This is a genomic window from Caballeronia sp. SBC1, assembly GCF_011493005.1.
In the GTDB taxonomy this organism is placed as follows: Bacteria; Pseudomonadota; Gammaproteobacteria; order Burkholderiales; family Burkholderiaceae; genus Caballeronia.
Window position 1 is genome coordinate 395,164 of the sequence record NZ_CP049156.1, and the last position, 11,566, is coordinate 406,729.

Annotated in this window: 12 protein-coding genes and 1 tRNA gene; 2 read left to right on the top strand and 11 right to left on the bottom strand. The window is 60.0% G+C overall.

Features of this window, described 5'->3' with window-relative positions; all coding sequences use genetic code 11:
- Nucleotides 1-51: 51 nt before the first annotated feature.
- The 6 genes from SBC1_RS01760 to SBC1_RS01785 all read right to left on the bottom strand — a co-directional run bounded on the left by SBC1_RS01760 (nucleotide 52) and on the right by SBC1_RS01785 (nucleotide 5,411).
- The gene (locus SBC1_RS01760; RefSeq protein WP_165085999.1) at nucleotides 52-684 is read right to left on the bottom strand and encodes a 50S ribosomal protein L25/general stress protein Ctc; all 633 of its coding nucleotides are present in this window, start codon (nucleotides 682-684) and stop codon (nucleotides 52-54) included.
- 155 nt (nucleotides 685-839) lie between these two features.
- Nucleotides 840-1,793 carry a ribose-phosphate pyrophosphokinase gene (locus SBC1_RS01765; protein ID WP_031357608.1) on the bottom strand — a complete coding sequence of 318 codons (954 nt, stop codon included), beginning with the start codon at nucleotides 1,791-1,793 and terminating at the stop codon, nucleotides 840-842.
- Between the two features lie 47 nt (nucleotides 1,794-1,840).
- A tRNA-Gln gene (locus tag SBC1_RS01770) sits at nucleotides 1,841-1,917 on the bottom strand.
- A gap of 55 nt (nucleotides 1,918-1,972) precedes the next feature.
- Nucleotides 1,973-2,893: a 4-(cytidine 5'-diphospho)-2-C-methyl-D-erythritol kinase gene (gene ispE, locus SBC1_RS01775; protein ID WP_165086002.1), complete on the bottom strand. Its 921-nt coding sequence runs from the start codon at nucleotides 2,891-2,893 to the stop codon at nucleotides 1,973-1,975.
- Between the two features lie 17 nt (nucleotides 2,894-2,910).
- A complete protein-coding gene (lolB, locus tag SBC1_RS01780) occupies nucleotides 2,911-3,483 on the bottom strand; it encodes a lipoprotein insertase outer membrane protein LolB (protein ID WP_241202067.1) in 573 nt (190 codons plus the stop codon).
- A gap of 59 nt (nucleotides 3,484-3,542) precedes the next feature.
- Nucleotides 3,543-5,411 carry a tetratricopeptide repeat protein gene (locus SBC1_RS01785; protein WP_165987079.1) on the bottom strand — a complete coding sequence of 623 codons (1,869 nt, stop codon included), beginning with the start codon at nucleotides 5,409-5,411 and terminating at the stop codon, nucleotides 3,543-3,545.
- Between the two features lie 85 nt (nucleotides 5,412-5,496).
- Between SBC1_RS01785 and mutM the strand changes: the two genes are divergently transcribed.
- Nucleotides 5,497-6,327: a bifunctional DNA-formamidopyrimidine glycosylase/DNA-(apurinic or apyrimidinic site) lyase gene (mutM, locus tag SBC1_RS01790; protein ID WP_165086009.1), complete on the top strand. Its 831-nt coding sequence runs from the start codon at nucleotides 5,497-5,499 to the stop codon at nucleotides 6,325-6,327.
- A 4-nt stretch (nucleotides 6,328-6,331) separates the two neighbouring features.
- Nucleotides 6,332-7,390, top strand: a complete 1,059-nt coding sequence (mutY, locus tag SBC1_RS01795) for an A/G-specific adenine glycosylase (RefSeq protein ID WP_165987080.1) — start codon at nucleotides 6,332-6,334, stop codon at nucleotides 7,388-7,390.
- A 23-nt stretch (nucleotides 7,391-7,413) separates the two neighbouring features.
- Here mutY and SBC1_RS01800 read toward each other — a convergent pair whose 3' ends face one another.
- The 5 genes from SBC1_RS01800 to hpf all read right to left on the bottom strand — a co-directional run bounded on the left by SBC1_RS01800 (nucleotide 7,414) and on the right by hpf (nucleotide 11,506).
- Nucleotides 7,414-8,046 carry an LON peptidase substrate-binding domain-containing protein gene (locus SBC1_RS01800; protein WP_165086013.1) on the bottom strand — a complete coding sequence of 211 codons (633 nt, stop codon included), beginning with the start codon at nucleotides 8,044-8,046 and terminating at the stop codon, nucleotides 7,414-7,416.
- 34 nt (nucleotides 8,047-8,080) lie between these two features.
- Nucleotides 8,081-8,977 carry an RNase adapter RapZ gene (gene rapZ / locus SBC1_RS01805; RefSeq protein WP_165086015.1) on the bottom strand — a complete coding sequence of 299 codons (897 nt, stop codon included), beginning with the start codon at nucleotides 8,975-8,977 and terminating at the stop codon, nucleotides 8,081-8,083.
- Nucleotides 8,978-9,070: 93 nt separating this feature from the next.
- Nucleotides 9,071-10,039: an HPr(Ser) kinase/phosphatase gene (gene hprK, locus SBC1_RS01810; protein WP_047895605.1), complete on the bottom strand. Its 969-nt coding sequence runs from the start codon at nucleotides 10,037-10,039 to the stop codon at nucleotides 9,071-9,073.
- Between the two features lie 198 nt (nucleotides 10,040-10,237).
- On the bottom strand, nucleotides 10,238-10,729 hold the full coding sequence (gene ptsN, locus SBC1_RS01815; RefSeq protein ID WP_165086018.1) for a PTS IIA-like nitrogen regulatory protein PtsN: 492 nt from the start codon (nucleotides 10,727-10,729) through the stop codon (nucleotides 10,238-10,240).
- Between the two features lie 417 nt (nucleotides 10,730-11,146).
- Nucleotides 11,147-11,506: a ribosome hibernation-promoting factor, HPF/YfiA family gene (gene hpf, locus SBC1_RS01820; RefSeq protein ID WP_031357598.1), complete on the bottom strand. Its 360-nt coding sequence runs from the start codon at nucleotides 11,504-11,506 to the stop codon at nucleotides 11,147-11,149.
- Nucleotides 11,507-11,566 lie beyond the last annotated feature (60 nt).

An 11,566-nucleotide genomic window follows, 5' to 3' on the forward strand; every position in this document is an offset into this window, starting at 1 on the left:
GCTCTTGTGGGCGGACCCGAGCGGACTCAAGCGGACAGGTTTCAGCCAGACTTATGCAGCCGGCTTGTCGCCTGTGCTCGGAGCAGCAGCGCCACCCGTAGCAGCTTCGTCGGACACGACGGCAGCCGGGATGGTCGCCGAAGCGATCACCGGGTTTTCCGCGTCGAGGTGAGCGACCAGCGCCACGCCCTTCGGCAAAACGATGTCCTTCACGTGCAGCGTGTGACCAGCTTCAATCTTCGCCAGATCGAGTTCGACGAATTCCGGCAGGTCAGCCGGGAGACATTCGATTTCGACTTCGTTCAGAACGTGCGAGATCACCGCGCCACCAATCTTCACAGCCGGATTCGTTTCTTGATTCAAGAAGTGGACCGGTACTTTGGTGTGCAGCTTCTTCTTCGAATCGACACGTTGGAAGTCAACGTGCAGAACCATTTGCTTGAACGGATGGTATTGCACATCGCGCAGCAGAACCTGTTGCGACTTGCCAGCGATTTCCAGGTCGAGAATCGACGAATGGAACACTTCTTTCTTCAGCGCGTGCCAAAGGGCGTTGTGATCGAGTTCGACAGCCTGTGCTTCAGCATTCGCGCCATATACGATACCCGGGGTCTTGCCCGAGTTACGCAGGCGGCGGCTCGCACCCGTACCTTGCAGATTGCGCTCAAAAGCGACTACTTTCATGATTCAACTCCATAATCTGCCCGCGACCAGGCAGTGAAAATGGGGCTGTCCGCGTGTTCGCGTTCAGCCCCAGAGCAGCGGTTCAGGCCTTCGTTCGCCTGAACCGATTACGCAGCCCAGCAGAGTTTTGACGCCCCGCTTAACCGCAAATACTTTTAACCTTCCGCGAATAGCGACATCACCGAGTCGCCGCGACGGATACGCGAGAACGTTTCGGCCAGCAATCCCGCGCTCGACAGAATACGCACCTTCGGGCACGCCCGGGCTTCGTCGGAGAGGGGAATGGTGTCGGTCACAACCAGTTCGTCGAGTTCCGATGCCGAGATCCGCTCTGCTGCGCCACCTGACAAAACCGGGTGCGTGGCATACGCGAAGACCTTCGTCGCGCCGCGTTCCTTCAAAACCTGTGCTGCCTTGCAGAGCGTGCCGGCGGTGTCGACCATGTCGTCCATGATCACGCACGTGCGGCCTTCCACTTCGCCGATGATGTTCATCACTTCAGCGACGTTCGCCTTCGGGCGACGCTTGTCGATGATCGCGAGATCGGTGTTCAGTTGCTTAGCCAGTGCCCGGGCGCGGATCACACCGCCCACATCAGGCGACACCACCAGCAGATTCTCGTAGTTCTGCTTGCGCAGATCGCCGAGCAGCACGGGCGTGGCGTAGATGTTGTCGACCGGGATGTCGAAGAAACCTTGAATCTGGTCGGCGTGGAGGTCCATGGTGATGACGCGATCCACACCGGCAATTTCCAGCATATTCGCTACGACTTTTGCCGAGATGGCAACGCGAGCTGAACGTGGACGGCGATCCTGGCGGGCATAACCAAAGTACGGGATGGCTGCAGTGATCCGGCCAGCGGATGCGCGCTTGAGCGCATCGACCATGATCATGAGTTCCATCAGCGTGTCGTTGGTCGGTGCGCAGGTGGACTGCAGCACGAACACGTCCTTGCCGCGCACGTTTTCCTGGATCTCGACCATGATTTCGCCGTCGGAAAAACGGCTAACCATTGCCTTGCCAAGCGGGATTCCAAGGATTTTGACGACTTCCTGTGCAAGCGCGGGGTTCGCGTTGCCAGTGAATACCATCAGGCCGTCACTGCTCATCGTGCACCTGTTCTGGCTGGGGGCGAGAGGAAAAACGCGAGAAATTTTGGCAGGGGAAGAAGGATTCGAACCTTCGCATGCTGGAATCAAAATCCAGTGCCTTAACCAACTTGGCGACTCCCCTACACTAACTTTGAGTCTTGTCGGGCAGCGTAGGACAAACCCGGCAAAACAAAACTTTACGACGCGAAAGCGAAGAGAGGATGCGAATCCAGGCTTTCGGTCACTGTGCTCTTCCAGCTTGCCGGGAGTTTGGCTTGCGCCATCTCAGCTTCGGCTTTGCTACGAAAAGCGGCAAACACGCTCGCTCCAGATCCGGTCATTCGCGCAGGTGAAAGATTCGAAAACCACTCCAGCACCTGGGCTACTTCCGCGTACTTCTCAACCACAACTGTCTGCATGTCATTTCGGCCGAAGCTGTCAGGCCAATCTGCGTCAGAACTATGTTGTGCAAGGAAGTCCGTAATTGTGAGGACTTTTGAGTCCCTCGTCAACCCTTTCTCTGAAAAAATCGCAGCGGTTGGAACATGCACCGCAGGACTCACCACCAGAAAAAACCGCTTCGGCAACTCGACGGCTTGCAGCGCTTCGCCAACACCTTCCGCAAAAGCATTCTGCCCGAAGATGAAAAACGGCACATCGGCGCCGAGCTTCAACCCCAGATCCTGCAACGCTTCCCGCGGCAAATCCACGCCCCACAAGCGATTCAGGGCGAGCAGCGTGGTCGCGGCGTCAGAACTGCCGCCGCCGAGACCGGCGCCCATGGGCAGTATTTTATCAATTTCTATGTCTACGCCAAGGGGGCTGCCCGTTATTGACTGCAGCAGACGCGCAGCGCGCACAACAAGGTCATCCTCCTCCGGTACGCCCGGAACATCGGTTTTACGCGTGATCACGCCGTCGTCGCGACGGGTGAAGTGCAGCCGGTCGCCCCAGTCGAGCAACTGGAACACCGTCTGCAACGCGTGATAGCCGTCCGGGCGGCGTCCCGTGATATGCAAAAACAGATTGAGCTTGGCCGGCGCGAGACAGTTGCGCAGCGAAGCATCGGCCAGCGGACGCGCTGAGCCCGGCGATGAACTCGATAAAGATGACTGCATGCGGTTGAACTAAAGCGTTACTGGTCGAGGACGAGCTTGATGTCGAGCGGCGGTTCGGCGCGCGACAGATTCAGGCGCTTTACGCCGGTCGCAGGGGCGTCGGCGTAGGCCAGGTAGTCGATGGTCCAGCCGTCCTGCTTGATTTCCTTCAGGCGGCCATTTTCCGACGACGAATCCATGGTCGTGCGCGCTCTTGAGGTTGGCGCGGGCGACGGCTGCAGCCAGTACCGCAAGCCTTCCACTGGCAGCGCAAAACCCAGTGTCTTGCTCATCAGCTCGGAGACGTTATCGGCGGTCTGCGGCTCGCGATTCGGTAGTTCGAGCGTGGCCGATGACGGCGACGACGTCACGATAGCCAGCGTTTGCCCAAGCGGATTACGCAATTGCAGCGTGACGGTGTCTCCGGTTTCCTGCCAGTCGAAGTTGCCGTATGCGTTGCGCTGCTGACCGGTCTGGTCGTTGTACTGGACCGCGAACCGGCCGTGATAAGCACGGCTGGTCTGCGCCGTGACTGCGGTAGCTGCATTCGATGTAGTCGGCACGCGCGGTTTGATCGCGCACCCCGACATCACCACCACACCTGCTGCCATCAGCGCCAGCGCGCCGCGACGCGCGCGCTGGCCGCTCAGGAAATTCGTTGCAATCAAGTTCAAAGGTCGTTCACCTGGAATCGTTTGAGCGTTTTCAACAATGTGTCGTTGCCGGGTTCGAGCTTCTGTGCCTGACGCCATGTATTGCGCGCCTGGTCCTGCTGCCCCGACTTCCATTGCACTTCGCCGAGATGAGCGCCAATTTCGGCATTCGGCTGAAGATCGTACGCTTTCTTCAGGATGGTGGCGGCTTCCGCATCATTGCCCATCCGATACTTCGCCCAGCCGAGGCTGTCCATGATGAACGCGTCATTCGGCGCAAGTTCCACCGCCTTCTCGATCAGCTTTTCCGCCTCGTCCAGCCGCTCGTTGCGGTCGACGAGCGAATAGCCGAGCGCGTTATATGCCTGCGCATTGTCCGGCTGCTCTTTCATCAGCTTGCGCAACTGCGCTTCCATGGTGTCGTAATGGCCGTTCTTCTCGGCCGCCATGGCATAGTCGTAGGCAATGTCCGGGTCATCGGGGAATGCCGTGGATGCCTTCGCCAACGCAGCTTCCGCCTCTGGATAACGCTGCGCCTGGAAGAGGATCGCGGCGTCCGTGCGCGCGAGCAGCGCCAGGTCGCGAGGATCCGATGTCTGCAGGCTGCCCAGCAACTGGCGCGCTTCGTCGACCTTGCCGTGCGAGGCGAGGATCTGCGCGCGCGTGACCTGTGCCGGCAGATACTGCTGGCTCGCACGCGGAATCTTGTCGAGCCACTGGTTCGCGGCCGCGTCGTCTTTCTTCTCCAGCGACAACTGCGCGAGATAGATATAAGCCTGCCCCGGATCGGCGCCCGGCGTGCTTTCAGCGGCCGCCGCGTATTGCTTCAGGTAATCCTGCGCCTTGTCCGGCTGTTTCTTCTGAATGTTGATCAGCGCGAGCGCCATCAGCGGCGTCAGATCTTTCGAATCATTCTTGCGCATGATTTCGAACTGCTTCTGGGCGTCGTCGAGACGATCCGACGACAGATACAGTTGCGCCAGCGCAAGCCGCGCGTCGTGCGACTTCGGATCCTTCTCCAGGTACTTCTCGAACGAAGCAATACCTTCGTTGCGTTCGTTCGGCCCCATGCGCGCAAGCGCCAACGCAGCAGGCAAGTAGTCGGGCTTCAATTTCAGCGCTTGTTCAAGCGATGCCTTCGCGCCCGGCTGGTCGTCGGCGGCAATTTCCTGCCGGGCAATTGCCAACTGCGTTTCCGGCCGGTCCAGATCGTTCTTGACCAGATCCTTCAGCACATTCAACCCGCCTACGCGATTCGGTCCGCGCGAAAGCAGGATTTGCAGCGAAAGGATTGCGTCACCACGTTGCTCGGCAGGTATTTTCGCGAGCTCGGTCGTGAGGATCGGCTTGGCGTCGTCGGGCTTGCCGGAGAGGATCAGCAGCGACGCGCTCAACTGCGCCGCGCGTTCCGAATTCGGTGAGAACTGCTGCCAGAGTTGGACGGCCGTCAGCGCGTCGTTGGGACTTTGTGCGGCAATCGCAATCTCGGTCGCGCGCTGCGCGAAGCGTGGATCGTGCGTGTCGCGAGCGAGGGCGAGATAAGTTTGATAGGCCGGCGCTGCCTGATTGCGTTGCAACGCGACCTCCGCCGCGAGCACCTGGAACACGATCTGGCTGGACGCAGCGACATTCGGCAAGTCCTGTACTTCCTTGCCCGTGGGCGGCGCGGTGATCAGGTCCGCTGCACTGATGGCGGACTGGTCGTCGTCAGACGCTGGAAGTTGCGCGGGGTCCTGCGCGTAGGCAGGCGCAAGCGCAAACGCTGCCACCGCGAGCGCCACCGCGGCCGCGAGTTTGCTCGGGTAGACCGGCTTACCGCGTGTAGCGCTCGTTCGAGCGGTCGCTGCACGCTGCTTCGAAAACAACTTTACGAAGGACAAGTTCATGGAAATCCGATCAATGTTTCAGTCGATTGTAACGCGCTCGCTACAATACGCGCACATCCCACAGCAAGTTACAGACCAGTAAAACATGCCAGAGTTGCCGGAAGTCGAAGTAACCCGACGCGGGATCGAACCGTTCGTCGCCGGACGCCGGGTTGAGCGTGTCGATGTCCGTACACCGGCGCTGCGCTGGCCAATTCCGCCGCATCTCGCAAAGACGATGAAGGCGCTGAAAATCGAAAAAGTCGAGCGGCGCGGCAAGTACCTGTTGTTCGAAACCTCCGAAGGTTGGCTGATCGTGCATCTGGGCATGACCGGGACGCTGCGGGTATTGCGTAACGTGCCGCGGCCGCCGGATGCGGCGAAGCATGATCATATCGACCTGATCTTCGATGATTTCATTTTGCGCTTTCGCGATCCGCGGCGCTTTGGCGCAGTCCTCTGGCATTCGCGCGCAGATGGCGACGTGCTCGACCATCCGCTGCTGGCAGGCCTGGGCGTGGAGCCATTCACTCCAGAGTTTTCCGGCGCGCTGATGTACCGGCAAACGCGGGGGCGCAAGGTGTCCGTCAAGCAGGCGTTGCTCGCGGGCACGATGGTCGTCGGCGTGGGCAACATCTATGCGTCCGAGAGCCTGTTTCGCGCCGGCATACGGCCCACGGTCGCTGCCGGGCGCGTCTCGCTCGTGCGCTACGATCTCCTCGCCGACGCCGTGCGTACAACGCTTGCCGCAGCGATCGAAAAGGGCGGCAGCACGTTGCGCGATTTCGTGGGCAGCAACGGCGAATCGGGCTATTTCCAGCTCGATTATTTCGTCTATGATCGCGCGGGTTTGCCGTGCCATGTTTGCGGAACGGCCATCAAACAAATCGTGCAAGGCCAGCGATCCACGTACTTTTGCCCGCGCTGCCAGCGCTAGCTCCATGCTCCAGCTCACTGACTTCTCCACGCGCCTGATCGCGTGGCAACGTGTTCACGGCCGTCACGACCTGCCGTGGCAAAACACGCGCGATGCCTATCGGATCTGGTTGTCCGAAATCATGTTGCAGCAGACGCAGGTATCGACTGTGATTCCGTACTACGCGCGTTTTCTCGACCGTTTCCCCGACGTCAACGCGCTCGCCGCCGCGCCGCTCGACGACGTCATGGCGCTCTGGGCTGGCCTCGGCTACTACTCGCGCGCGCGAAATTTGCATCAATGCGCGTGCGTTGTATCGATGGAGCATGGCGGCGAGTTTCCCCGCGGTGTAGATGAGTTGGCTGAACTGCCGGGTATCGGGCGTTCGACGGCGGCGGCTATTGCGTCGTTCGCGTTCGGCGCCCGCGCGACCATCCTCGATGGCAACGTGAAGCGGGTGCTCGCGCGGGTGTTTGGTATCGACGGATTTCCGGGCGAAAAGCGCGTGGAAAACACGATGTGGACACTCGCCGAATCGCTGCTTCCCGACGCTGCGCACAAGGACGAAGTCACCGCGTACACGCAAGGTTTGATGGATCTCGGCGCAACGCTGTGCGTGCGTGGCAAGCCGGATTGCGCGCGCTGCCCGTTTGCCGCCGATTGCGTGGCGAACGTGACCGGACGGCAAAAGGAATTGCCCGCGTCGCGCCCAAAAAAGACGGTGCCGACGCGCAAGACCTGGATGTTGGTGTTGCAGGACGGGGATAGCGTCCTGCTTGAGAAGCGTCCGCCGACGGGCATCTGGGGCGGTCTATGGAGCCTGCCGGAAGCAGAGAATGAAGACGCGCTCGCGGCAGTCTCACATAGCTTTGGCGGGTCGGCCGAGCTTCAGCGGTTGAGTCCCTTCACGCACACGTTCACGCATTTCAAGCTGGATATTGAGCCGCGTCTCGGGCGGGCGACCGGTGTGCCCGACGCTGCTGATAACCGGACCGTGTGGGCGCCGCTTGCGAATATCGATGCGTACGGCGTGCCTGCGCCAGTCCGCAAACTGCTTGATGCGCTGCAGGGTTCGCTGATTTGATATGACGCGCTTCTAAAGCCGCTTCAAAGTAGTTGATGCTGCTGCATATAGTGATGCACGACATCGATTCGCGCGGCCGCGTCTTCAAGCTCCATCAGCTTTTGCCGGGCGCGCATGGGGATCGGCAGGATCTCGGATAAACGGTTGGATACCCACGTCGGATCGTCGAGAAGGAAGGGCTCGGTGAATGGCAGGTCCTTCGGCTCGCGCGCTTTGATTGCATCGATGATCCGCTCCAGCACTTCCGCGCACGCACCGAACTTCAGCAACGCTTCCGCGTCGTCCATCGGCGTGTCGTCGCCAATGGTTTCCGCTACGCCCACGAGCAAATTGCTCGGCTCCACACGATGCGACAACAGTCGAAACCGTGTCGTGCCGCGCGCCTGCACCAACAACATGCCAAACGTGTCCACGTCGCACTGCGTGATCTCGGCCAGGCAACCGATGTTCTCAGGCACCGACGGGTCCCCCGGCGACGCGATCTCATTACCGCTCTTCAACAAGCACACGCCGAACGGCGTGCCTTCGCGCAAGCACGCACGCGCCATATCGAGATAGCGGGCTTCGAAGATTTTCAGGGGAAGGTGGCCGCCCGGAAACAACACGGTATGCAGCGGAAACAACGGCAGTTCGGCGAGAAGGGGATTGGTCGACATCGCGCGCTTCTTTAAAAAGGCCGCCCGAAGGCGATCAGGTTTGCATGGGCGCGACGTGTCCATCCACATCGATGGGCGCGTCGCGATGCCGCACAATCACATTAGCCTTGTCCCCGAAGCGCGCGGCGAGCGCCTGGGCGATGAATACAGAGCGATGCTGGCCGCCCGTGCAGCCGATAGCCACCGTCAGGTAACTACGGTTGTCGTCACGAAATTGCGGCAGCCATTTGGCGATGAACGTGCCCACGTCGTCAATCATCTGGTGGACCATCGGCTGGGCGGACAAAAAGTCGATAACGGGCTGGTCCAGGCCCGTCAGCGGTCGCAGTTCGTGGTCGTAGTAGGGATTCGGGAGCGTACGGACATCGAAGACGAAATCAGCGTCGAGCGGCACGCCGCGCTTGAATCCGAACGACTCGAACATCAGCGTGAGCCCGGCCGTTTCCTGCTCTATAAAACTTTTCACCCACGCGCGCAACACGTTCGCCCGCAGGTTGCTTGTGTCGATCTGATGGCCGAATTCGGCGAGTCCCGAGACGAGCTCGCGTTCACGTTCGATCGCTTCACCCAGCGACGTCAGGACGCCCACGTCGGCATCGTGACCCGGCGAACCCGACAACGGATGGCGGCGGCGGGTCTCGGAAAAGCGCTGGATCAGCGACTGCGTACTGGCGTTGAGAAACAGTACCCGCAGGTCGAACGCTTGCGACAGGTCCTTGATGATGGCAGGCACTTCGTCGAGCGAGCGGCTCGAACGTGCGTCGATAGCAACGGCCAGACGCGGCTGCCCCTGACTGCTGAGATACGCCGCGAGCTCGGGCAGGAAGCGCGGCGGCAGGTTGTCGACGCAGTAGTAGCCGGCGTCTTCGAGCGCGTTCAGGGCGACAGATTTGCCGGAGCCGGAAATACCGGTAATCAGAATGATGCGCATGAATAGGGACTCGTTCGCTCGAAGCAAAATACGCAAAAAGTTCGGGTCCTGGCGGCTGGGTGCTAGAGCCGCCGGCCTCACCAGCTCAATCGTTCAGATCAGCTTGCCGGGGAACTGGCTCTCGGGGTCCTGCATCGCAAGGCGCTGACGATCCATGAAGTCGCGGAGGGTATCGATACCCCGCAGTTGCAGGATCGTGTTGCGCACCGCCGCTTCCACCAGCACCGCCAGATTTCGGCCTGCAGCCACCTGGATAGTGACCTTGCTGATCGGCAAACCGAGCACGTCGACCGCCTGGCTTTCCAGTGGCAGCCGCTGAAATTCACCGTCTGGACGACGCACAAGCTGAACGATCAGCTTGAGTTTCATTTTCCGCCGAACGGCGGTTTCCCCAAAGATGGTCTTGATATCCAGCAGGCCGAGGCCGCGGACTTCCAGCAGGTTTTGCAGCAGCGGCGGGCATCGCCCTTCGACAAAATCCGGACCGAGGCGCACGAAGTCTACGGCGTCGTCAGCGACAAGACCGTGACCGCGGCTGATCAACTCGAGCCCGAGTTCGCTTTTGCCGAGACCGGAGTCGCCGGTCAGTAGCACGCCCATGCCGAGGATGTCGAGGAACACGCCGTGCAGCGTGGCGCGCGGAGCAAGAATCCGCGACATATAGAGGCGCAGGCTGTCGATCACCGCGGCCGCGGACATGCGCGTGGTAAAGAGCGGGGTGGACGAGCGAGTGCAGCGCAGAACCAGTTCCGGGGGCGCGCCGACCTCGCCCGCAACCACCAGGAACGGTGGTTCCAGCGCGATCAGTTCAGCCATGTTGCGCGACCGGTCTTCGTCGGACTGACGCTGGTAGTAGTTGATCTCGGCGTCGCCGAGTACCTGGATACGGTTGGGGTGAATCAGGTTCAAGTGCCCGACGAGATCGGCGCTGGACGTTGCATTGGCGACCGTTTCAGTCGAAAAGCCACGCTCCCAGCCTTCGTGACCCGTCAGCCAGCTGAGTTTCAGCGCGGCTGCGTTGTCGTCGAAAATGCTCTGGGCGTTGATGCTGGACGTATCCATGAGGGCCGGAACTCCGAGAGAGGCCGCGAGCATGGGGCAATTGAAGAGCCGGATTTGGTCTCTTCAATGCTCCGCTCAATAGGACTGATTGTGCGCTAGAAGGGCCGGCGGCGCGAGAGGGCCGTTCGGCCTGGTCTCACGCCGGGTCGGCTCAACTCCCCGGCTTCAAGTCCAGCACGAGGTCTGGCTCGGGAGAGCTCAGGGCTGCCATTGCGTGAGCACCTGATACAGTGCCTCACGGTTTTCTTCAGTATTCAGGCGTTCGCGTGCATCCCGGTCGGAAAGCAGTTGGGCTATTTCCGAGAGGATTTCGAGGTGCTGTTGCGTGGCCTGCTCGGGAACAAGCAGAAAGATCAGCAGCGACACGGGTTGCCCGTCCGGCGACTCAAAAGCAATTGGCTCAGCCAGGCGCACGAAGGCGGCGAGCGGATGCTTCAGGCCCTTGATGCGTCCGTGGGGAATGGCCACACCTTCGCCGAGACCGGTCGAGCCAAGGCGCTCGCGCGCAAAGAGATTGTCGGTGACGATACTGCGGCCAATGCCGTTCTGGTTCTCGAAGATCAGGCCCGCTTGCTCGAATACACGTTTCTTGCTGGTGACGGACAGTCCGAGGACGACATTTTCGAGGGGAAGAAATTTGGCTAAACGATTCATGTTGGCAGGCAGATGCGTGGCCTGAATTCTCCTCATCGTGGCGGCTGCAGAACCTGCACGAAACGCTCACGGCGATTTTGGTAAGGAATGCGCGGGAGATCAAAGTCTCGCTTCACTCCGATTAACAACCCCGGTACCCGGTACTAACCTCGGTACTAACCGGACCATTATAGAACAGCGCAATCAGCGATGGTGCGGCGCGCCATACGCTGGATACGTTTGTTACGCATAACGCAACGCTTGCTGTTTTGCTCCAACTCACCGCGGTTGTTGCAAAAAACTGCCCGAAACCGGTGGTGACAAAAAAAGCCGCCTGCTTTCAGGCGGCTCGTGCCGACTATCGGACTGATGGGCTCCGGCCAACATGGTTCCGGAATCCGGCGCATCGAAAAAACCTCCAGCCGATGCGCCGTTCAACCCATTTGAATCATTCCTCTAACCGTTCACAGTACCTTACGGCGCCGGAACTTCGCTTTCCTGCGGTTCGTGTCCGTACTTCATTGTGGCGTGTGCGTGGCCCTGGATCTTGTCCTTGTGGCGAAGCACCTGCCTGTCCAGCTTGTCGACCATCAGGTCGATGGCCGCGTACATATCAACGTCACAACTCTCGATGAAAATGTCCTTGCCCTTCAGATGCAGGTTGATTTCGACCTTTTGCCGCTTGTCCTTTTCCCTATGATTGTCGACCGAGAGGACCACACTGCCATCGATCACCTGATCGAAATGCCGAAGCACTCTATCCAGTTTGGTGATCACATATTCTCGCAACGCAGGCGTCAATTCGAGATGGTGTCCACTGATCTGCAGATTCATAGTTGCTCTCCAAGCTAATGGCCGCCTGGTCGTTATCACGCTGCTCAAACCGGTCGCTGC

What these genes read in the sequence shown, in the direction of transcription:
- SBC1_RS01760 (WP_165085999.1), bottom strand. Translation starts at nt 684, where the DNA reads ATGAAAGTAGTCGCTTTTGAGCGCAATCTGCAAGGTACGGGTGCGAGC.
- rapZ (WP_165086015.1), bottom strand. Translation starts at nt 8,977, where the DNA reads ATGCGCATCATTCTGATTACCGGTATTTCCGGCTCCGGCAAATCTGTC.
- ispE (WP_165086002.1), bottom strand. Translation starts at nt 2,893, where the DNA reads ATGCAGTCATCTTTATCGAGTTCATCGCCGGGCTCAGCGCGTCCGCTG.
- mutY (WP_165987080.1), top strand. Translation starts at nt 6,332, where the DNA reads ATGCTCCAGCTCACTGACTTCTCCACGCGCCTGATCGCGTGGCAACGT.
- SBC1_RS01800 (WP_165086013.1), bottom strand. Translation starts at nt 8,046, where the DNA reads ATGTCGACCAATCCCCTTCTCGCCGAACTGCCGTTGTTTCCGCTGCAT.
- ptsN (WP_165086018.1), bottom strand. Translation starts at nt 10,729, where the DNA reads ATGAGGAGAATTCAGGCCACGCATCTGCCTGCCAACATGAATCGTTTA.
- hprK (WP_047895605.1), bottom strand. Translation starts at nt 10,039, where the DNA reads ATGGATACGTCCAGCATCAACGCCCAGAGCATTTTCGACGACAACGCA.
- mutM (WP_165086009.1), top strand. Translation starts at nt 5,497, where the DNA reads ATGCCAGAGTTGCCGGAAGTCGAAGTAACCCGACGCGGGATCGAACCG.
- SBC1_RS01785 (WP_165987079.1), bottom strand. Translation starts at nt 5,411, where the DNA reads ATGAACTTGTCCTTCGTAAAGTTGTTTTCGAAGCAGCGTGCAGCGACC.
- hpf (WP_031357598.1), bottom strand. Translation starts at nt 11,506, where the DNA reads ATGAATCTGCAGATCAGTGGACACCATCTCGAATTGACGCCTGCGTTG.
- SBC1_RS01765 (WP_031357608.1), bottom strand. Translation starts at nt 1,793, where the DNA reads ATGAGCAGTGACGGCCTGATGGTATTCACTGGCAACGCGAACCCCGCG.
- lolB (WP_241202067.1), bottom strand. Translation starts at nt 3,483, where the DNA reads ATGGCAGCAGGTGTGGTGGTGATGTCGGGGTGCGCGATCAAACCGCGC.